This is a genomic window from Pantoea deleyi, assembly GCF_022647325.1.
Lineage (GTDB): Bacteria > Pseudomonadota > Gammaproteobacteria > Enterobacterales > Enterobacteriaceae > Pantoea > Pantoea deleyi.
In genome coordinates this window covers 90,824-110,416 of sequence record NZ_CP071407.1, presented here as the reverse complement: position 1 = coordinate 110,416, position 19,593 = coordinate 90,824, and the positions used below count along the sequence as shown (strand labels likewise).

Sequence of the window (19,593 nt, the reverse complement as noted above, 5' to 3'; positions counted from 1 at the left end):
AAGCAGCGAATGGTTACTGCAGTTTATCGGCAAATGATAAGCCGCGATATATTATTTGCAGAATATTCTTATTGCAGGATTCGCAGGATCTACTAGCAACCTGAACCCTGCAGTCAGCCTGCGCTGAGATAAGTATGCCGCGCACCGTGAACGCGCGCGGCCTCCTTTACCGGCGCCCTTTCGCCACCGAAGCAGACCAGCTGAAATCCCCGACTTCGCTGGCGGTCAGTGAAGCGGGCTTCTTCTTACGCAGCGGCTTTTTCTGCTTCTCCGCCTGCACTCTCGCCTTCTCAAGCTTGTGGGTCATTACCTGCTGACGCGCCTCGCTGGTAAACTCTCGCTCTTTTTTGCTGTCCGGTTCCTTGCCGGTTCGCTGACGATATTTCTCGGTGAGCGCCTTGTACACCTGCTCAACGGCCAGTCGCTCGTCGGCGTCGAACTGATCAATCGAAATCATCTTTTTATCGTTCATAGCGGCATGTCCGGTTGCGGGGTGTCCGGGCAGTGTACCCCATTTGCCGTCCGCTCATGCAGAGGATTACTGCCAGACGGCAGGGTTGCCCGGATAACCGGTAAATTTTCTTAAACCTGCCGGGTAACCCTGCTGAAAACAGGGTTATCTCTTAATATAAAACTAATGTTTATCAGGTTAACTGGCAGTGACCACGTACTGCCGAGGAGCTGAAGGAATGATAAAAGAGACCGACCGCCTGTCACAGGCGCTGTTACGGCGACATGGGATTGGCGTGAAACAGAAACGCATTCACTTTCGGGGCAGAGACCTGCTGTTTCAGCTGCGCAACGCACGCTATGATGTGTTTAATGGCGATCGCTGCATTGCGACCGTAGAAACCAATAACATCAACGATGCAATTAAGCAGTTTAAAGCGCTGGACAATCCTGAGGAGAAATAGCCATGCCGGACTATCGCCTTTTTCAGAAGGCACAGACGCTCAGAGCGGTAAATCGTCTGCGGCAGGATCAGCAGGACGCATTGATCGGCGAAGGCTATCGCCTGCTCTGGAATGAAGTGCATGCGGATAACGCGGAAGCCGCTCTGCAACGCTATCAGCAGCTGCGGCAGGAAGATGCGAAGAGCGCGCAGGGATTTGCCACGGATTCCGTGCTCAGCAGCGTGCTGAGCCTGATAGCCCGTTAAGTCAGCGCGGCAACAGCACTACAGAGCCAAAGTTACTGTTAATTCCTGTTGTGCTGATTAAAATGGCGCAAACTCCCCGAATACAGGTTCCTGATGAAAATCACCATTCACGAAGAAGATGCGCTGTTCATGCACAACTTCTTTGCCGCGCCCTGCAACACCCTCGAAACGGACTCCCCTGAAGCCCTGCAGCTTCAGCAATCGCTCCAGCTGGCTATCCGGCAGAAAGAGGCCGAGTCACGCGAAGACGGGAAGCGCAGCCTGACGTTTATCCTGCTGTTCCTGTTCTTATATGCGGCGCTGGGCGCATCGCTGACGCTGGATCTCAGCAGCACGCCCACGGCACACAGGAGCATTGCATATGCGCTGGAAGCGATTCCGGTACTTATCGCCTTTTCAGGCTTTTTTATCTCTATTCTCTATCTTTTCCTGACCCGGGCCAGCGCCAGAAAGCAGCGTAACTGGGAGAAAACTATTCTGGTGCTGGAAAAGTACACGATCGGTAATCTGTTCAAGGCGACCCACACCCAGGGCGGTGGCACCAGTAACTATTCTGTACCGAACCTCTCCATTTCGCTGGCCCTCTTTATCTGCGTGACCTGGCTGGTGATCTACAACTATCTGACCTTTACCACCAGCGGCGTGTTTGGCAGCGTGATCTCGTTGTTTATCAGCACCATGGTCTATGTCATCCTGGATATTCAGCTGCTGAAACCCTTTGTTCATGCTGCCGTGAACCCCGAAGCGGAAAAACAGGATGCTGAGAAAGAGCAGGAATAACGCCTCACCCCGGCGCTAACCCGAATACCCGGCTGATGACCGGGTATTTTTTTGCCGCCGTTACCAATCCCCTGCCTGACCGATGCGCACCCGATGCCGGTAACAGCACGGGCAATGAAAGTATTAGTATGTTGTAACTATAGTGAATCATGTCTGAAACGGCGCGGCCGGGGCGATCCCGGTCAGGCCCGCCGTCTCGGCGGGCCTGCGGTTTTACCAGTGCGTTTTCTGCATATCGATAACGAAACGATATTTCACGTCACCTTCCAGCATCCGCGTAAAAGCCGTTTCGATCGCGTCGCCAGTGATCATCTCCACGTCAGCCGTGATGTTATGCTGACCACAGAAGTCGAGCATCTGCTGCGTTTCCTGAATGCTGCCAATCGAGGTGCCGCTGATGCTGAGACGACGGAACACCATCGGCGTGACGTTCGGTGAAGGATGCGGCCGATCGGGAATGCCCACCAGCACCAGCTGGCCGTTGGTTTTCAGGGTATTCAGATAAGGATCAAGATCGTGCGGCGCCGCCACACAGTCGAGAATAATATCAAGTGACGCCTGGCAGGCCGCCATTTGCGCGGGGTCGCGCGAGACCACCACATTTTTCGCCCCCAGCCGCCGGGCATCCTCGCCTTTCGACGGTGAGGTGGTAAAGAGGGTAACGTCTGCGCCCAGCGCGCTGGCCAGCCTGACCGCCATGTGGCCCAGCCCGCCAAGGCCGACCACCCCAACGCGATCGCCCGCTTTGACGTTGAAGTGCTGCAGTGGCGACCAGACCGTGACGCCCGCACACAGCAGCGGTGCCACCGCGTTCAGCGCCAGATTGTCAGGCACGGTGACGACAAAATGCTGATCGGCAATGACATACTGCGCATAGCCGCCAAATGTCGTGTGGCCGGTGTATTTATCAGTGCCGTTGTAGGTCGGCGTGAACCCGGCTTCACAATACTGCTCTTCCTGCTGCTGGCAGAAGTGGCACTCGCCGCAGGAATCGACCATCACGCCCACGCCTACCGTCTGACCGACACTGAATTTTGTGACATTGTCACCCATAGCGGCGACCCGCCCGACAATTTCATGACCCGGCACCAGCGGATAGCGGCTGACGCCCCACTCATTGCGTGCCATATGCAGATCGGAATGGCAGACGCCGCAGTAGAGGATCTCAATCCTGACGTCGTCCGCCTGCAGGTCACGAATGTCCGCCTGGCCGGCACGCAGCGGCTGGTCGGCCTGGGTCGCTATCAGCGCGTTAATTTTCATTGGTTACCTCTTCTCACCGGGTGGATTTCAGGAAAGCGGCACACTATAGACACACAGGCACTGGTTTGGTAGTAGTTACCTTTTGGTTACCACTCTCTGTGAGGTTCTGATGCCGGTCTGGGTCGAAGGAAAACTGTGCTTTTATGCGGACTCACCGCCGCGTCGTCTGCTGGAACTTTTTTCGGTGAAATGGAGCACCATGGTGCTGCATGCGCTCTATCACTGGCCGGAACATCGCGCGCGAACCGGTGAACTTGAGCGCAGCCTGCAGGGCATTTCGAAGAAGATGCTGATTCAGACGCTGCGGGAACTGGAACAGCGCGGACTGGTAGCACGGCAGGTTTATCAGGTGGTGCCGCCCAAAGTGGAGTACAGCCTGACGGCGCTGGGTCATACCTTTTCCGGGCCGATCGAACAGCTCTATCAGTGGGGTCTGGAGAATCAGGCTGCGCTGGATGCGATGGAGAATCATCTGCGCAGCCATCAGGAGAGTGACGGCTGACGGGCCGTCAGGCCGGGCGCCGGGGGTGTCAGTCGAACGGAAATTCGCGCGCCAGCACGCGGGAGATCACATTCAGTGCGCCTTCGTCGTTGTTGCTCTGGGTCTGATAGCGCGCCACGGCCGACACCGCCTCTGCCGCGTTGGCCATCGAGAAACTGAAACAGGCCTGGCGCAGCATCTCGATATCGTTGGCGCTGTCACCGATCGCCAGCACTTCGCAGTCGCTGATGCCCCACTTCTCCTGCAGCAGCGCGATGCCGTGCGCTTTATGGCAGCCGGGAATAATCAGGTCGATAAAGCCAAAACCACTGGAGACCGGATGCATGATATTTTCCAGTTCGCCCAGCGAAGCGTGCAGGCGTTGCAGCAGGGCATCGACCCCTTTGTGCTCCAGCTTCAGCGAGAACTTAAAAATGGTGTCGTCGATGGCGTAGAGGTCATCGCGTTTCTCCAGCCGGTGATAGTGGTTCGCAAGCTTTGCCACTATCTCGTCAGAAGCAGAGCTATGCATATAGGCGCTGTTGCGTCCACAGACCACCACCGCGATATCGGGCTCATCCGCCAGAATATCCAGAATTTTGTGCACCTTCTCGCGGGCCAGTTCGCCGCAGAAGATCTCCTCATTGCAGTCAGAGACCCAGGCACCGTTCTCTGCCACGAAGGCGATTTCATCTTTGATGTCCGGAAAATAGCGCTGCAGCTGATAATACTGGTTGCCACTGGCGACCACAAAGCGGATCCCTTTCTCCTTCAGCAGCGCATACTGACGTGAAAACCGCTGAACGTTGTACTGCTTATTGTCGTCCAGAAAGGTGCCATCCATATCCACCGCAATCATCTTAACCGCCATCTCACCTGCCCCTTTGTGTTTGCCGTCTGATCCTTTCGGCTGATTGATTTGATTCATAAAGCTTACTCGCTGTGTGGATTAATGAGAATGCAAATAGTGACTTTGCTAACGGCTTTCGGAGCGTTCCGGTGCCGGAGTTGTGTTATGACGCACGGTTTTTACCGTTAAAAGGATGTTAACTTCAGCCCGTAAATTACGAACGAAGGTTATTTCAATTACATTCGTAACTCAACCCCGACCTGACAGGAGCCTGAGATGCAGAATTCCGTCCGTTATTCTCCGTTACCCGACGACATCGGATGCGCGATACGCGCGTTAAAAAAGCAGCTGCGCGCACAGATTGGCGATGTCGATGCCCTGTTCCGTGAGGTCTGCGAAAACATCACGGCGGCAATCGCGGCGGCCAAAGCCGATGAGCAGCGCACGGGCAGCGCCTGGCCCATCGTCCCCATGCAGGAGATTGCCGCCGGAGAGGTTTCCGATGAAACCCGGGCGCTGATTAAACGTCGCGGCTGCGTGGTGATTAAGCAGCACTTCGCGCGTGAGCAGGCGCTGGCCTGGGATAAGTCGATGCTCGACTACCTGGACCACAACCGGTTCGATCAACAGTATCGCGGGCCGGGCGATGACTTTTTCGGTTCGCTGGCCGCTTCACGGCCCGAAATCTACCCGATCTACTGGTCGCAGGCGCAGATGCAGGCCCGGCAGAGTGCAGCGATGGCCGCCGCACAATCTTTCCTTAACCGCCTCTGGAAAGCGGAATCGCAGGGTAAGCAGTGGTTCGATCCCGATGTCAGCATTATCTATCCCGATCGCATCCGCCGCCGCTTGCCGGGCACCACCTCTAACGGCCTGGGGGCGCACACGGATTCCGGCGCACTGGAGCGCTGGCTGCTGCCCGCCTGGCAGCAGGTTTTCGGTAATCTGTTTAAGGGGGATTTTGCCGCCTACGATCCCTGGGATGCGGCTCATCGCACGGAGGCGGATGAGTATGATCTGCCCGGCACCACCAAATGCTCAGTGTTCCGCACGTTCCAGGGCTGGACGGCGCTCTCCGATATGATCCCCGGTCAGGGCCTGCTGCATGTGGTTCCGGTGCCACAGGCGATGGCCTATGTGCTGCTGCGTCCGCTGCTCTCTGATGTGCCGGAGGAGGAGCTGTGCGGCGTTGCGCCAGGCCGGGCATTGCCAATCAGCGAACGCTGGCATCCGCATCTGATGGCCGGGCTCTGTTCGATACCCGCCCTGGAAGCCGGCGATTCGGTGTGGTGGCACTGCGATCTCATCCATGCCGTTGCCCCGGTCGAGGATCAGCAGGGCTGGGGTAACGTAATGTACATTCCTGCCGCGCCCATGTGTGAGAAAAACCGCGTCTACGCCAGAGAGGTTGCACAGGCGCTGGCGCAGGGCCGGTCGCCGGGCGATTTTCCACCGGAAGATTATGAAGCAGCATGGGAAAACCGCTTCACCCCGGACGACCTTAACCCGCACGGGCGCCGGGCGCTGGATCTCGGCTGATCCGGCGCACAGACGCCGGGTAAACCCTGTTACACTGGAACGCCTGTTAACAGCGAAACGGTATTATGAATCCGCGACATCATCACATCATTCAACTGGTCAATAGCCGGGGCAGCGTGCCGGTCAGCGAACTGGCGCAGCTTACCGGGGTATCCGAAGTGACGGTGCGTCAGGATCTCACGCTGCTGGAGCGCGATCGGCTGCTGCGCCGGGTGCACGGCTCTGCGCTGGCGCTGGATAGCGATAACGTCGACACCCGCATGAACACCCGCTATCCGGTCAAACAGGCGCTGGCGCGCCATGCGGCCAGCCTGGTTCAGCACGGGGAAGCGGTGTTTATCGAAGGGGGCAGTACCAATGCCCTGCTGGCGCGGGCGCTGGCCGACCGGGCCGATCTCACGCTGATTACCGTCAGCCACTACATCGCCCAGCTTCTGCGTGAAGCCGCCTGCGAGGTCATCGTTCTGGGGGGAATGCTGCAGAAGAGCAGCGAGTCGGTGGTCGGCCCGCTGACCCGCTACTCCATCCAGCAGGTTCATTTTCACCGGGCGTTTGTCGGGGTGGATGGATGGCAGCCGGAGACCGGTTTCACCGGCCGCAATATGCTGCGCTGCGATGTGGTGGATGCGGTGCTGGCCAAAGGCGCAGAGAGTTATGCCCTGACCGACGCCTCTAAATTTGGTCAGGTTCATCCCTATCCGCTCTCTTCCGGTTACCAGGTCAGCCATGTGATTACCGATGAAACGCTGGAGGCGTCAACGGCCGCGCAGCTCCGGGAACGGGGGATCGCGGTCAGCCTGGTCGCGGCAGATTAATCAGACCCTGGCCCCTGAGCCACGGAATCACGCAGCATCAGGCTGGCGGTAAAGGGTGCCGGAGGATGCCAGTCACCGCCATCCAGCATGGTCAGCAGCCGGTGGATCGTCTCATCGATCATGTCGGTGACCGGCAGCTTCATACTGGAGAGCGACGGCGTGATGTAGGGCGCCAGCGGGATATCATCGAAGCCAATCACCGACACCTGGTCAGGCACCGCGATCCGGCATTCCGTCAGACGTTTAATCGCCCCGATCGCCATCTCATCGTTACTCGCCACCAGCGCGCTGAAGCTCACCCCGCGTGCCAGCAGCGTATCGATGGCAGCCATGCCGCTCTGCGCCGTCCATTTACCCGTCACGATGCGGTCCGGATCGGCGTCAATGCCCTGAGCAGCCAGCGCCGCGCGATAGCCGGAGAGGCGCTCGACGCCGGTAGGTGAGTCCAGCGAGCCGGTGATAAACGCAATCTCCCGGTGGCCCTGCGCCAGCAGATGGTTCACCGCCGCCGCGCTGCTGGCGTGCTGATCGCTGAAGATGCAGTAGCTCTGATTGATGCGCAGCCGCCGGTTGATGACCAGAATCGGCTGTTTGTGCCGGGAGATGATTGCATCCAGGGCATCGATGCTCAGAAAGCGCGGGTAGATGATGATGCCGTCGCAGCGCAGATCGAGCAGAAACTGAATCGCCGCCTGCTCCTGCTCTGCGGTGTGTTTTCCGTCTGCCAGAATAAGCTGACGGCCCTGCTGCTCCAGGATACGCGCGGAGTGCGCCATCAGCTCCGTGAAGTAGCTGCCGCTGTAGAGCGTGTTGGTGATCACCAGTCCAATCGTCTGAGAGGTGCGGGTCGCCAGATTGCGCGCCAGCAGATTGGGCCGGTAGCCGGTTTCAGCGATGGCCTGCAGGACCTGCTCCCGTTTTTGCTGGCCGACATAGCCATTGCCGGAGAGCACGCGTGACACGGTCGCTTTTGAGACACCCGCCCGTTTTGCCACTTCCTGAATCGTTGCCATGATGCTGCTCCTCTGCTGCGTCCGTCATGCAGTCTACCTAAGCCTCTCAATATTGGAAATATTTACCCGGCGTCGGCGCAATCGCCGCCCTGCGCACCAGGTGACGCACTTCACAAAACCAAAAACTGCCTGATTTTCGGGCTTGCCGGAGCATGTAAAGGCCTTCATGATTTTGTGAAACCGGTTTCCTATCGGCCTGCCCGCAGGCACATAACACATAAAAACTTTGACCGATTTACCCTACAGAGAAGAGCGATCATGTCCATAAATTATGCCGGGGTCTCACGCGCCATCGTCGATGCGCTGGGCGGCCTCAACAATATTGAAGCCGTGACTCACTGTATGACCCGTCTGCGCTTCGTGGTGAAGGATGAGACGCAGATTGATTATCCTATGCTGAAAGCGATCCACGGCGTGATGGGCGTGGTGCATAACGACACGCAGTGTCAGGTGATCATCGGAAACAACGTTGCGCAGGCCTATCAGGCGGTGCTGGCGCTGGGCTCACCCGATGCCTCATCCGCCGCGCCGGTGAAACGCAAAATCACCCTCAGGAGCATCGGCGCCGGGATCCTGGATGCGCTGGTCGGCACCATGTCGCCGCTGATCCCGGCCATTATCGGCGGGTCGATGGTGAAACTGCTGGCGATGATTCTGGATATGGCAGGCCTGTTTGAGAAAGGCTCCTCCACGCTGGTGATCCTCAACGTCATCGGCGACGGCGCATTTTTCTTCCTGCCCGTGATGGTGGCGGCCTCGGCAGCGCTGAAATTCAAAACCAATATGTCGCTGGCGATCGCAATCGCCGGGGTGCTGGTGCATCCCACGTTTATCGACCTGATGGCGAAAGCGGCGCAGGGGCAGCCAGTAGCGTTCGCCCTGATCCCGGTGACCGCGGTGAAATACACCTACACCGTTATCCCGGCGCTGGTGATGACCTGGATCCTGTCGCACATTGAGCGCGGCGTGGATCGCATCACCCCGGCCGTGACCAAGAACTTCCTGAAACCGATGCTGATTGTGCTGATTGCTGCGCCCATCGCGATTGTGCTGATTGGCCCGATTGGCATCTGGATCGGCAGCGGCATTTCTGCGCTGGTCTATACCGTGCATGGCTATCTCGGCTGGCTTTCCGTGGCGATTATGGGGGCGATCTGGCCGCTGCTGGTGATGACCGGGATGCATCGGGTCTTTACGCCAACCATTATTCAGACCATTGCCGAGACCGGTAAAGAGGGCATGGTGATGCCGTCTGAGATTGGCGCCAACCTGTCGCTGGGCGGATCGTCCCTGGCGGTGGCGTTTCGCACGAAAAACCGCGAGCTGCGCCAGACCGCGCTGGCTGCAGCGGCCTCCGCCATTGTGGCGGGCATTTCAGAACCGGCGCTGTATGGCGTGGCGGTTCGCCTGAAACGGCCGCTGATCGCCTGTCTGATCAGCGGCTTTATCTGCGGCGCGGTCGCGGGAATCGGCGGACTGGCCAGTCATTCGATGGCCTCGCCCGGCCTCTTTACCAGCGTCCAGTTCTTCGATCCCGCCAATCCAATGACGATTGTCTGGGTTGGCGCGGTGATGGTGCTGTCGGTGGTGCTGTCGTTTGTCCTGACGCTGCTGCTGGGCTTCGAGGATATTCCCGAGAGCGACCCGCAGGCCGCACCGCAGCCATCACCCGTATCGGAACGCACCCGCACGGTTAACAGCCTTTAAAGGCTCCGGTCAACGTGACCAGAACAAAGAGGATTGCATGTCTGAATCAAGGTTTCCGCAAGGATTTTTATGGGGTGGCGCGCTGGCCGCGAACCAGAGTGAAGGCGGTTTTCGCGAAGGCGGAAAAGGCTTAACCACCGTGGATATGATCCCGCACGGGCCGCACCGTATGCCGGTCAAGCTGGGGCTGGAAAAGCGGTTTACCCTGCGTGACGATGAGTTCTATCCCAGCCATGAGGCTATCGATTTCTATCACCGCTATCGGGAAGATATTGCGCTGATGGCGGAGATGGGGTTCAGCGTATTCCGCACCTCGATTGCCTGGAGTCGGCTCTATCCCAACGGCGACGAACCGGAGCCGAATCCGGCGGGCATCGCTTTTTATCGCGCGGTGTTTGAGGAGTGCCGGAAACATCATATCGAACCGCTGGTGACGCTCTGCCATTTCGATGTGCCGATGCATCTGGTCACCGAATATGGCTCATGGCGAAACCGGAAGATGGTCGACTTCTTTGCCCGCTACGCCCGCACCTGCTTCGAGGCGTTTGATGGCCTGGTGAAATACTGGCTGACCTTTAACGAGATCAACATCCTGCTGCACAGTCCGTTTTCCGGCGCGGGGCTGGTGTTCGAACCCGGCGAGAATCAGGAGCAGGTGAAGTATCAGGCGGCGCATCATGAGCTGGTCGCCAGCGCATGGGTGACACGCATCGCGCATGAGGTGAACCCGGCGAATCAGGTCGGCTGCATGCTGGCTGGCGGAAACTTCTACCCCTGGTCCAGCAAGCCGGAAGATGTCTGGGCGGCGCTGGAAAAGGATCGCGAGAATCTCTTCTTTATCGATGTGCAGGCGCGGGGCGCGTACCCCGCCTACGCCGCCCGCCTGTTCCGGGAAAAGGGGATCACCCTTGATATCGCCGACGGGGATGATGAGATCCTGAAGCACAGCGTCGATTTTGTCTCGTTCAGCTATTACGCCTCACGCTGCGCCTCGGCAGAGATGAACGAGCAGAACAGCAGCGCCGCCAATGTGGTGAAATCCCTGACTAACCCGCATGTGCCGCGCAGCGAGTGGGGCTGGGGCATCGATCCGCTCGGCTTACGCATCACCATGAACATGATGTATGACCGCTACCAGAAGCCGCTGTTCCTGGTGGAAAATGGCCTGGGCGCGCGTGACGAACCCGACGATAACGGCGAAATTCGCGACGACTACCGCATTAGCTATCTTCGTGAACATATTCGCGCGATGGGCGATGCGATAGAGGATGGCGTGCCGGTGCTGGGCTACACCAGCTGGGGCTGCATCGATCTGGTGGCGGCCTCGACCGGTGAGATGAGCAAACGCTACGGGTTTGTCTACGTTGACCGCGACGATCGCGGAAACGGCACGCTGGCACGCACGCGCAAGAAGTCATTCTGGTGGTACAGGAAAGTGATCGCCAGCAACGGCAGCGATCTGGAGTGACACCGTCACTGAATGCCGGCAACCGCAGAGGCTGAGACGCGATTGCGGCGTCTGTGCCGATTGTGCTCCGGCAGGAATTATCGTATAACCAATGTCTCCGAGGGGTGTCCTGTAACGGGCTGAGATGGCGTAAGCCGAACCCTTTGAACCTGATCTGGGTCATGCCAGCGAAGGGACGGGTCGGCAGAATCTACTGCCTCATTGCCTGCATTATCCCCTGTTCCAGACCGTATGCCCGGATCTCCCTGACTACCGGAGATCCTATGTCACATCCGCTTTTCGACACCGGCTTTTATGGCCGTCTGCGCCAGCAGGCGGGTCCGCACTGGCACGCCTATGTTGCGCACGACTTTGTGCAGCAACTCGGCCAGGGCACGCTGCCTGTCGCCGCCTTTCGCCATTATCTGGTGCAGGACTATCAGTTTCTGCTGCATTTTGCCCGCGCCTGGGGCCTGCTGATCAGTAAACTCGCCGACCCTGACGCGCTGCGCCATGCGACCGCCTCGCTTAACGCCATCATCAGTGAACTGCCGTTGCATCAGGCCTACTGCCGGCAATGGGGCATCAGCGAAGCGGCGATGGCAGACGAACCCGAAGCGATGGAGACGCTGAACTACACCCGCTATGTGCTGGATGTCGGCCACACCGGCGATGCGCTGGCGCTGCTGACGGCGCTGATGCCGTGCGTCGCCGGGTACGCGGAGATCGGCCTGAGCCTGCTGCACGACCCGGCGACCCGCTTTGAGGGCAACCCCTATGCGGCGTGGATCAGGAACTACGGGGATGAAAACTATCTGGCGGGCGTTCGCCGCTCGCTTTCCCTGTTTGAACGTCTGGCAGATGAAGGTGCCGGGGAAGCACGTTTTCTCCGGCTGACGGCGATCTTCACCACCGCAACGCGGCTCGAATCAGCCTTCTGGCAGATGGGCCTGAACTATGCCTCCAGCCCGGCGCACGGCGCATGAGGGGCGCGACCCCACCTGTCGCGCCGGGGATTTCGGTGCGTCAGCTCAGCCTGTGTTTCGGGCAGCGACCGCTCTTCAGCCAGCTCGACCTGGCGATTGCGGGCGGGGAGATCACCGCGCTGCTCGGTGCCAGCGGCGTCGGTAAAAGCAGCCTGATGCGGGTTATCGCGGGCCTGACACCGCCCACCGCTGGACAGGTCAGCGGCAGTGACGGCCTGCCGCTGGGCGGCCGCATCGCCTGGATGGGTCAGCAGGATCTGCTCTACCCCTGGCTGACGATAGAACAGAATGTCTGCCTCGCCAGCCGCCTGCGCGGGGAAAAGCCCGACCGCGACCGGGCGCAGCATCTGCTGGCGCGGGTCGGGCTGAGCCAGTGCGCCCGCGCACGGCCCGCGACGCTCTCCGGCGGAATGCGGCAGCGTGCGGCACTGGCGCGGACGCTCTACACCCGCCAGCCCATTGTCCTGATGGATGAGCCTTTCTCGGCACTGGATGCCCTGACCCGCAGTCAGATTCAGACGCTGGCGGCCGACGTGCTGACAGGTCACACCGTTCTGCTGATTACCCATGATGTCGCGGAGGCCTGTCGGCTCGCACACCATTGTCTGGTAATCAGTCCGGCGGGTGTGGAAGCCTGTGCGCCCCTGGCGGGCGCCCCCCCGCGCGCCGCCGATGACCTCCACGTCATTCAGCGTCAGGCCACGCTGCTGAAACAGCTAAGCGGGGTAGCCGGATGAAATTACAGGCAGGCTTTTCCGGTCTTCGCCGTGCCCTGATACTCGCCACCGGGCTGATCGCGGCGTGGTGGCTGGCCACGCTCACCGCCGTGCCAGCCTTTCTGCTGCCCTCACCCGCGTCGGTCGCCGCCGCGCTGTGGCAGAACGCGGACTATTTAACCCATCACACGCTGATCACCCTGTCCGAAATCCTCAGCGGCATGGCTGCCGGTGTGCTGCTGGGCGGCGCACTGGCGCTGGGTATGACCTTTTCGCCGGGGCTGCGGCGCTGGATGATGCCGCTGGTAATCAGCAGCCAGGCGATCCCGGTGTTTGCTCTGGCTCCCCTGCTGGTGCTCTGGTTTGGCTTCGGCATGGGGGCCAAAGTGGCGATGGCGATACTGGTGATCTTCTTTCCCGTGACCTCCACCTTTTTCGACGGCCTGCGTCGCGTCCCGCCCGGCTACCTCGATCTGGCCCGCACGATGGGCGCGTCACAGGGGGCGCAGCTAGGGCATGTCCGGCTGCCCGCCGCGTTGCCCGCGCTGGGTTCCGGCCTGCGCATGGCCGCCGCCGTCGCGCCCATCGGCGCCATCATTGGCGAATGGGTCGGTTCCGCGGAAGGGCTGGGATACGTAATGCTGAACGCCAATGCCCGGATGCAGAGTGATCTCTGTTTCGCCGCCCTGTTTATTCTGGTGCTGATGACGCTGGCCCTGTGGCTGATCCTCGATCGTCTGCTGCGCCGCCTGATCGCCTGGGCACCGGAAACGCCTTAATGACCTCACTGATGAGAAACCCCATGACAAAAATGCCCCTGTTTACCCTGCTGTTCAGCGCCTCTCTCGCCGCTCAGGCGCAGACGATGGAAAAACTGACGCTGGTGCTCGACTGGTATATCAATCCCGATCACGCGCCTCTGATGGTGGCCCAGCAGAGCGGGGCCTTTGCCGCTGAGGGGCTGGAGGTGACGATGATCCCGCCCTCCGACCCTGCGCTGCCGCCGCGTCTGGTGGCCGCGAAGCAGGCCGACCTGGCCATCACCTATCAGCCGCAGCTGCACTTCTTTGCCGATCAGGGCCTGCCGCTGATGCGGGTCGGCACGCTGGTGAATACGCCTCTGAACACCCTGATGACGCTGGATAAATCCATCCGGCAGCCGGGCGATTTAAAAGGCAAGCGCATCGGCTACTCCGTCAGCGGCATCGAACAGGCGACGCTGGCGACCATGCTGGCGCACAACGGCACGGCCAGCGACCAGGTGAAACTGGTTAACGTCAATTTTCAGCTGACCAGCGCTCTGCTGACCGGCCAGGTGGACGCGGTGATCGGCGGCTATCGCAATATTGAGGCGCTGGAACTGAAGCAGCAGGGAAAAGATCCGGTGGTCTTCAACATCGAGGATTATGGAGTACCGGCCTATGACGAGCTGATCATCGTCGCCAACCGGGATGAGGCGCATGCAGAGAAGATCCGAAAATTCCTGCGCGCGCTGAAGAAGGGGAATGCGGAGCTGCAGGCGCATCCTGAAGCGAGCTGGCAGGCGTTTGCCCGCCTGCATCCGGAACTGAACACACCGCTGAATCACGAGGCCTGGCGCGCCACGCTGCCGCGGTTTGCGACCGATCCGGCAAAACTGGATCGCGCCCGCTATCAGGCCTATGAGCAGTTTCTGTTTGCGAACAAACTGATTAAAAAAATCACGCCGGTTGAGCGTTACGCCACCGGCAGTGAGTGAGAAACCCGCCCGCAGCCCGCGCTGCGGGCGGATTCAGGCGGGCGACTTCGGCAGAAGCCAGTGCTCTATGTCGCTGGCGGGCAGCGGTTTCGAGAAGAAGTAGCCCTGGATTTGATCGCAGCCGTAGGTTTTCAGCAACGCCAGCGTGGACTCGGACTCGACGCCTTCCGCAAGCACGGTGTAGTTCAGCTCTTTCAGCATCTGAATGATGCATCTGACGATGATTTTTGACGCCTCATCCTCACACATCCGCGAGATCAGCGAGCGATCGATTTTGATCACATCCAGCGGGATATCCTGCAGATAGCTGATATTACTGTAACCCACGCCGAAATCGTCCAGGGAGATGACGAAACCGTGCGATTTCAGCGCGGTCAGCCCGTCGATCCCCACATTGCTGCGGGTGATCAGTTCATTCTCCAGACATTCGATGCCCAGAATCGCGTTCGGCAGCTGCACCGCGGCCAGTTTTGCCACCAGCCGATCGGCAAAATCAGGACGGCTGAAGTCGCGTTCGCTGACGTTGATCGACACTGGGATCAGGTTATATTCACGATTCCACTGCGCCAGCTGCGCAACGGTGTGGTCGATGACCCAGTTCGTCAGATCCGAGATCAGGTTGGTTTTCCCCGCTAACGGAATGAATTCAGACGGGAAAAGTTCACCGCGCTCAGGATGGTTCCAGCGGATCAGGGCTTCCAGGCCGACCGTCTTACCGGTTCTGAGGCAGACCTTGGGCTGCCAGGCCAGGTAAAGCTCTTCATCTTTCTTCAGCGCCTGTGCGAGGTCGTTCATGATCATAAAATCATCGTTGCGCCGGGTGTCATAACTCTCGTCAAACGACATGGCGCTGATCTCTTCATCGATCGCCTCATGCAGCGCACTGACCGCCTGCCGCACCGTCTCGTTGGCATCCATCTGACCCGGCACGAACTCGGTTTCACCGGCGAAAACATCCAGATCCAGGGTAATATTCTCCGCCAGATCGGCCTTCATCCCCCTGAACAGGTCGGGAATGGCGTGGGCGGTGTAGCGGCCCGAATAGGGCTGGATAATGGCAAACCGGCCGGGGGCAAACGTATAGAGCGTTTCGTTGTCCGGCAGATTCAGGCGCTGTGCCGCCTCCTGCGCCATCTGCCTCAGCAGTTTTTCCATTGGCGCAATGCCCACCGCGCGCGAAAGCTCATAGGCACGAATGATATCGAGGCAGTCGATCAGGATCAGGCGAAAGCGGCTGTGCGGCTCGGTAATGGTCAGCTGCTGGATATCGCGGATCAGACGCGGGCGGTTAGGCAGATGGGTGATAACATCGGCAAAACCGGCGTTGTTCCAGGCATCCAGAAAAGAGGTGACCAGCGTAGCCAGCGAACGCAGCGTGGCCAGCTTTTCATCGCTGAAGGGATGCGGCTGCGTATCGGTAACGCAGAGCGTTCCCAGCATGGCGCCGTCCAGATTCTGCAGCGAGACACCGGCATAGAAGCGGATATGCGGATCGCCTTCAACAAACGGATGCGTCACGAAACGCTCGTCCAGCAGGGTATCCACCACCACCAGATGCCCTTCGCCATCAAGCACGTGACGGCAGAGAGATTCATCACGGGTTGACTGTTTGAGGTCGAAGTTGCGGGACGCTTTAATGTATTGATTGTGATCGTCAATAATCGAAATGAAGCTGCCTGAAATGCCCAGCACCTGGCTGGCAAGCTGAACAAACCGCTCCAGCACCTTATCGCGGGTTTCGTCCGGGGTGAGAAGGGCTTTAATTGCACTCAGACGTTTTACGTCACTGCCATTTTGCTCGTTATGCACTGAAACCTCTCCTATGCAGGCGCAAAAACCGAAAATAATTTCGCTTAAGATTGCTCAATTAGCGCCCAATTATCAGATAAATAGCGGCTCAATCTGACAGTACTTTCACAGCGAAACAGTGTCGCACGATATCGGATGACTGTCGAAAGCATTTAACGCTGTCGATCAACGTGCGCAACATCCGGCGACTCCATCCTGAACCCCAGTCCAATCAGGCGACCCAGCAGAAAACGCAGAAACGGCAGGCGACGGATGATGCCGGGCACCTTGCTGCCCTGCGTCGCTTTTCGTCTGGCTTTGCTGCGGCTCATTTTAATCTGCAGGAACTGGGTAGCGACGGTCGGAAACTGGCGGCGTTTCTGCACTTTCTCCAGATCGCGCAGCGACAGTTCGCCCCGTTTCAGAGGTGCAGCCAGCAGGTTCGCCGTCGCCACAGCGTCCTGAATAGCCAGATTAACGCCCACCCCGCCAATCGGCGACATCGCATGCGCCGCATCGCCAATGCAGAGCACGCCGGGTCTCGCCCAGCTGTCCAGCCGATCGATGCGTATTGAAAGTAGCTTAAATGCGTCCCAGCTGCTGATTTCTGTCATTCGCGTCGTGTCAAACGGCGACAATGCCGCCACCTCCGCCTTAAAAGCCGCCAGCCCGGCGGCCTGCTTTGCCTCAAACTCCCCTTTGGGAATGGTCAGGCCGCACTGCCAGTACGCGCCGCGATCGATAACGATAAAGTTCTGGCGCGGCCCTTTGTGGCCCATGCCCAGTTCGGGATCCTGCGGCTGCTTGCTCAGGCGGAACCAGATCACATCGCGGGCGGCGCCAAACGCCTGTCCTGTCAGCCCGGCGGCTTCACGGACGCGCGAATGACGGCCATCCGCACCGATCACCAGGCTGCAGCGGATATGCAGTTGCTGGTTGCCGCGTTTCGCCGTGAGACCGCTGACCCGGCCATTCTCCTCGTTGAGCGACTCGAACGCGGTGGATTGCAGCAGCGTGAAGCCGGGATAGCGGGCGCTCTGCTCCGCCATAAAGTTCAGAAAATCCCACTGTGGCATAAAGGCGATAAAGCGACACTGAACCGGCAGGCGGGAGAAGTCCGCCATCGTGACATTCTCGCCAGCGATTTCCGCCTCCAGCTTTTCAGCACGCTGATGCGGCAGCCGCAGAAAAGCCTCCAGCAGTCCGAGCTGATGCATGATCTCCAGCGTCGACGGATGAATGGTGTCTCCGCGAAAATCGTGGAGAAAGTCGGCGTGCTTTTCGATGACCACCACCCGCAACCCCGCGCGGGCAAACAGATAGCCCAGCATCAGGCCGGCCGGGCCACCGCCCACGATACAGCAGTCGGCGGTAAGAATTTCAGTGGAATGTGGCTGCATGTCAGCTCCCTTTCGCGCCAGTCGTGCTATGAGTATTGCAGTAACCGCTCGGCTTTGCCGCTGTGGGCGCAGGGTACTCTGCCTAGCAAAGCACGCCCCGCCGCGATCTGCCTGACCCGCCCCGCGGCCGTCGTTAACGTCAGGCGGGTGCGATTGAATCGCCCGACGCTTTCCTGAGGGTTCTCGCGCGCTTAGCCCCGCAGAGAGTGGCCCCTGCGTCAGCCGCTGAGTGCCTGCGAACGTGGTCAGACGAGGCAATCCCGGCCCGCTCTCTTTGCTGACACCCTGTGGCAGCGGTTCCTCACCGAACGGCAGAATCAGGTCCCGCGCATGGCCGCCGCGCTGGCACTGAAAATCAGCCTGACCCAGCCTACCGCGAACGGATGGCGTAAGTGGTTTGTCCACCACACAGACAGTCACGCTTTTCCACAGATGAAATTGATCATGCCGTTTGTTTTCAACCGGTCTCTCAGTAAACTGGGGCGCTGGTCTGGTTGAACAAGAATGCCTCTCAATGAATGAAGAATCACCGCAGTCGGTTTATGTTCCCCGCTCCATCGCGGCGCGCAGCCGCATGTTTCGCGCACTGCTCTACCGGGATAAAACCCCGCTGGCCATGCTGTTCTGTGCCGCGCTGGTCGGCACGCTGGTCGGTCTGGCGGGTGTGGCGTTTGCCCGCGCCGTCGAAGCCATCCAGCAGTGGCGGGCCGGGACGCTGATCGCCGAACAGTTTCCGGGCTGGACGATCTATGCCGCCGCCTTCGCTATCTCCGCACTGCTGGCGATGGTGGGCTATTTTCTGGTCAGGCGCTTTGCCCCGGAGGCGGGCGGCTCCGGTATTCCTGAAATCGAAGGGGCGCTGGAAGAGCTGCGGCCTGTACGCTGGTGGCGGGTCATTCCGGTGAAGTTCTTCGGCGGCATGGGCACACTGGGAGCCGGGATGGTGCTGGGTCGGGAAGGGCCCACCGTTCAGCTCGGCGGCAACATTGGCCGGATGGTGATCGACCTCATCGGGATGCGCAGTAACGAAGCGCGGCATACCCTGCTGGCAACCGGCGCAGCAGCGGGTCTGGCGGCCGCCTTTAATGCGCCGCTGGCGGGCATCCTGTTTATCATCGAGGAGATGCGCCCGCAGTTTCGCTATAACCTGATCTCGATAAAAGCCGTTTTTACCGGCGTGATTATGGCAAGCATCGTGTTCCGCTGTTTCAACGGTGAACTGGCGGTGATCTCGGTGGGTAAACTGGCGGATGCGCCGGTGCAGACCCTCTGGCTCTATCTGATGCTGGGGATGATTATCGGCATGGTCGGCGTGCTGTTTAATCGCCTGATCTTTCTGACGCAGGATCTGTTTGCCCGCTTTTATGCCGGGAAAACGGCGCGCGTGGTGCTGGCGGGGGCGCTGCTGGGCGGCGGCTGCGGCATCCTGGCGCTGCTATTTGCGCCGGGTGCAGGCGGAGGTTCAGAATTAATCCCCCAGGCGGTTCATGGCGTTTTCCCGCTCACGCTGCTGCTGGTGATTTTCGTGGTCAGGCTGGTCACCACCCTGCTCTGCTTTGGCTCCGGCGCGCCCGGCGGCATTTTCGCGCCGATGCTGGCGCTGGGCACGCTGCTGGGCACCGCCTTTGGCGTGGTCATGACGGACCTGTTCCCCTTTTACCATCTGGAAGCGGGAACCTTTGCGATTGCGGGCATGGGCGCCCTGTTTGCGGCGTCGGTTCGCGCACCGCTGACCGGCATCGTTCTGGTACTGGAGATGACCGATAACTATCAGCTTATCCTGCCGATGATCATCACCTGCCTGGGGGCCACGCTGCTGGCGCAGTTTATGGGCGGAAAACCGCTCTACTCCTCTATCCTGGCCCGCACCCTGGCCCGTCAGGCCGAAACAACCCGCCCGTAAGGGCGGGT

General features: G+C 59.6%; 19 protein-coding genes and 1 riboswitch. Of the genes, 13 read left to right on the top strand and 6 right to left on the bottom strand.

All coding sequences use genetic code 11. The features are described 5' to 3' along the window. Positions 1 to 166: 166 nt before the first annotated feature. Positions 167 to 472, bottom strand: a complete 306-nt coding sequence (locus J1C59_RS19845) for a hypothetical protein (protein WP_128085791.1) — start codon at positions 470 to 472, stop codon at positions 167 to 169. A 217-nt stretch (positions 473 to 689) separates the two neighbouring features. On the opposite strand from J1C59_RS19845, the gene J1C59_RS19840 reads away from it, so the two are divergent. The 3 genes from J1C59_RS19840 to J1C59_RS19830 all read left to right on the top strand — a co-directional run bounded on the left by J1C59_RS19840 (position 690) and on the right by J1C59_RS19830 (position 1,939). Beyond that, positions 690 to 914: a hypothetical protein gene (locus J1C59_RS19840; protein WP_128085790.1), complete on the top strand. Its 225-nt coding sequence runs from the start codon at positions 690 to 692 to the stop codon at positions 912 to 914. Positions 915 to 916: 2 nt separating this feature from the next. Then, positions 917 to 1,159 (top strand): hypothetical protein, encoded by a 243-nt coding sequence (locus J1C59_RS19835; RefSeq protein WP_128085789.1) that lies wholly within the window; start codon positions 917 to 919, stop codon positions 1,157 to 1,159. 93 nt (positions 1,160 to 1,252) lie between these two features. Then, positions 1,253 to 1,939 carry a RipA family octameric membrane protein gene (locus tag J1C59_RS19830; protein ID WP_128085788.1) on the top strand — a complete coding sequence of 229 codons (687 nt, stop codon included), beginning with the start codon at positions 1,253 to 1,255 and terminating at the stop codon, positions 1,937 to 1,939. 213 nt (positions 1,940 to 2,152) lie between these two features. Here the strand turns inward: J1C59_RS19830 and J1C59_RS19825 are convergent, their stop codons facing one another. Next, complete coding sequence (locus tag J1C59_RS19825) at positions 2,153 to 3,202, bottom strand: NAD(P)-dependent alcohol dehydrogenase (RefSeq protein ID WP_128085787.1); 1,050 nt, start codon at positions 3,200 to 3,202, stop codon at positions 2,153 to 2,155. A gap of 109 nt (positions 3,203 to 3,311) precedes the next feature. Between J1C59_RS19825 and J1C59_RS19820 the strand changes: the two genes are divergently transcribed. After that, positions 3,312 to 3,704 carry a winged helix-turn-helix transcriptional regulator gene (locus tag J1C59_RS19820; protein ID WP_128085786.1) on the top strand — a complete coding sequence of 131 codons (393 nt, stop codon included), beginning with the start codon at positions 3,312 to 3,314 and terminating at the stop codon, positions 3,702 to 3,704. Positions 3,705 to 3,732: 28 nt separating this feature from the next. Here the strand turns inward: J1C59_RS19820 and J1C59_RS19815 are convergent, their stop codons facing one another. Next, positions 3,733 to 4,554 carry a Cof-type HAD-IIB family hydrolase gene (locus tag J1C59_RS19815; RefSeq protein WP_139805891.1) on the bottom strand — a complete coding sequence of 274 codons (822 nt, stop codon included), beginning with the start codon at positions 4,552 to 4,554 and terminating at the stop codon, positions 3,733 to 3,735. A gap of 255 nt (positions 4,555 to 4,809) precedes the next feature. Here J1C59_RS19815 and J1C59_RS19810 point away from each other — a divergent pair, with 255 nt between their 5' ends. Beyond that, entirely contained in the window at positions 4,810 to 6,072 is a 1,263-nt protein-coding gene (locus J1C59_RS19810) for a YbiU family protein (RefSeq protein ID WP_128085784.1), read from the top strand. A gap of 65 nt (positions 6,073 to 6,137) precedes the next feature. Beyond that, complete coding sequence (locus tag J1C59_RS19805) at positions 6,138 to 6,887, top strand: DeoR/GlpR family DNA-binding transcription regulator (protein ID WP_128085783.1); 750 nt, start codon at positions 6,138 to 6,140, stop codon at positions 6,885 to 6,887. Here the strand turns inward: J1C59_RS19805 and J1C59_RS19800 are convergent. After that, the gene (locus J1C59_RS19800; protein WP_128085782.1) at positions 6,884 to 7,900 is read right to left on the bottom strand and encodes a LacI family DNA-binding transcriptional regulator; all 1,017 of its coding nucleotides are present in this window, start codon (positions 7,898 to 7,900) and stop codon (positions 6,884 to 6,886) included. The two genes, J1C59_RS19805 and J1C59_RS19800, sit on opposite strands and share 4 nt — an antisense overlap. 258 nt (positions 7,901 to 8,158) lie before the next feature. On the opposite strand from J1C59_RS19800, the gene ascF reads away from it, so the two are divergent. The 6 genes from ascF to J1C59_RS19770 all read left to right on the top strand — a co-directional run bounded on the left by ascF (position 8,159) and on the right by J1C59_RS19770 (position 14,494). After that, positions 8,159 to 9,607, top strand: a complete 1,449-nt coding sequence (gene ascF / locus J1C59_RS19795; RefSeq protein ID WP_128085781.1) for a PTS cellobiose/arbutin/salicin transporter subunit IIBC — start codon at positions 8,159 to 8,161, stop codon at positions 9,605 to 9,607. Between the two features lie 37 nt (positions 9,608 to 9,644). Continuing rightward, positions 9,645 to 11,075, top strand: a complete 1,431-nt coding sequence (locus J1C59_RS19790; RefSeq protein WP_128085780.1) for a 6-phospho-beta-glucosidase — start codon at positions 9,645 to 9,647, stop codon at positions 11,073 to 11,075. A gap of 90 nt (positions 11,076 to 11,165) precedes the next feature. Continuing rightward, positions 11,166 to 11,268, top strand: a riboswitch (TPP riboswitch). 70 nt (positions 11,269 to 11,338) lie between these two features. Next, positions 11,339 to 12,040 (top strand): TenA family protein, encoded by a 702-nt coding sequence (locus tag J1C59_RS19785; RefSeq protein WP_128085779.1) that lies wholly within the window; start codon positions 11,339 to 11,341, stop codon positions 12,038 to 12,040. Continuing rightward, entirely contained in the window at positions 12,037 to 12,777 is a 741-nt protein-coding gene (locus J1C59_RS19780; protein ID WP_140916857.1) for an ABC transporter ATP-binding protein, read from the top strand. Before J1C59_RS19785 ends, J1C59_RS19780 begins: the two co-directional genes overlap by 4 nt. Next, a complete protein-coding gene (locus J1C59_RS19775) occupies positions 12,774 to 13,535 on the top strand; it encodes an ABC transporter permease (RefSeq protein ID WP_140916858.1) in 762 nt (253 codons plus the stop codon). Before J1C59_RS19780 ends, J1C59_RS19775 begins: the two co-directional genes overlap by 4 nt. A 23-nt stretch (positions 13,536 to 13,558) precedes the next feature. Next, the gene (locus J1C59_RS19770) at positions 13,559 to 14,494 is read left to right on the top strand and encodes an ABC transporter substrate-binding protein (protein WP_128086119.1); all 936 of its coding nucleotides are present in this window, start codon (positions 13,559 to 13,561) and stop codon (positions 14,492 to 14,494) included. Between the two features lie 33 nt (positions 14,495 to 14,527). On the opposite strand, the gene J1C59_RS19765 is transcribed toward J1C59_RS19770, so the two are convergent. Further along, the gene (locus J1C59_RS19765; protein ID WP_128086120.1) at positions 14,528 to 16,303 is read right to left on the bottom strand and encodes a sensor domain-containing phosphodiesterase; all 1,776 of its coding nucleotides are present in this window, start codon (positions 16,301 to 16,303) and stop codon (positions 14,528 to 14,530) included. A gap of 152 nt (positions 16,304 to 16,455) precedes the next feature. Next, positions 16,456 to 17,682: an FAD-dependent oxidoreductase gene (locus tag J1C59_RS19760; RefSeq protein WP_111139547.1), complete on the bottom strand. Its 1,227-nt coding sequence runs from the start codon at positions 17,680 to 17,682 to the stop codon at positions 16,456 to 16,458. Between the two features lie 514 nt (positions 17,683 to 18,196). On the opposite strand from J1C59_RS19760, the gene clcA reads away from it, so the two are divergent. Continuing rightward, entirely contained in the window at positions 18,197 to 19,585 is a 1,389-nt protein-coding gene (gene clcA, locus J1C59_RS19755) for a H(+)/Cl(-) exchange transporter ClcA (protein ID WP_128086121.1), read from the top strand. Positions 19,586 to 19,593 lie beyond the last annotated feature (8 nt).